1 protein-coding gene is annotated in these 859 nt (G+C 61.9%); it reads left to right on the top strand.

What is annotated here, in order from left to right; all coding sequences use genetic code 11:
* Positions 1-66: 66 nt before the first annotated feature.
* Positions 67-854, top strand: a protein-coding gene (locus tag Q5Y72_RS19725; protein WP_305965087.1) for an IS5 family transposase whose coding sequence is annotated in 2 segments (ribosomal slippage) — positions 67-406 and positions 406-854 — 789 coding nt in all. Because the reading frame shifts where the segments join, the coding sequence is not laid out codon by codon here.
* Positions 855-859: the final 5 nt, after the last annotated feature.

The following is an 859-nucleotide window of genomic DNA, read 5'->3' as shown; positions in this document are numbered from 1 at the left end:
ACCTAGGCCGTGTTGACAAAAGGGATTCACAGGGCGCTCTGAACGTGATTCAAGCTGGTATCTGCGATGGAGACCAGTTTGGCACGAGACCTGATGTCGGACGAGGAATGGGCCTTTCACGAGCGCTTCATTCTGGCGATCCGAGCCCCGAACGGGCGGAAGCCCACGAACCATCGTGTTATTCTGGATGGAATTTTCTGGGTCGCGCGAACGGGGTCGCCGTGGCGTGACTTGCCCGAGGAGTTCGGCAAGTGGTCATCGGTCTATCGCCAGTTCCGGCGCTGGACGCTGGCCGGGCTCTGGGAAGGGATACTGGAGGCCCTGAACGAGAGCGGGCTGGTCCCGGACGCGCTCCAGATGATCGACAGCACAGTGGTCCGCGCCCATCATCAGGCAGCGGGCGCTAAAGGGGGACTCCGCGACAAGGTCTCGGCCGTTCGCGCGGTGGCTTCACGACCAAGATCCACCTCCGCGTCAACGGTGCCGGCCTCCCCATGAGGTCAGACATCACACCGGGGCAGACATCCGACTATCTGGGCTTCGACCTGGTCATGGACGACAACCTGCCCGAGCCTTGCGTCCTGCTGGCCGATCGCGGCTATGACTCTGACAAGGTTCGCAAAACCATGGATGCGCGGAACGTCGTGCCGGTGATCCCGATGCGCAAGACACGCAAGCTGCGCGTCGCCGTGGATCGCACCCTCTACCGGCTGCGCAACCTCGTCGAGCGGTGTTTCAACAAGCTGAAGAACGCCCGCCGCGTCGCGACACGTTACGACAAGACCGCCGAGAGTTTCCTGGGCTTCATCGACATCACCTCGATCCGTCTCTGGCTCCGCCATTTGTCAACATGACCTAG

The sequence above is a fragment of the Paracoccus spongiarum genome (genome assembly GCF_030732095.1).
Taxonomy (GTDB): Bacteria; Pseudomonadota; Alphaproteobacteria; order Rhodobacterales; family Rhodobacteraceae; genus Paracoccus; species Paracoccus spongiarum.
This window is presented reverse-complemented; position numbering and strand designations above follow the sequence as displayed.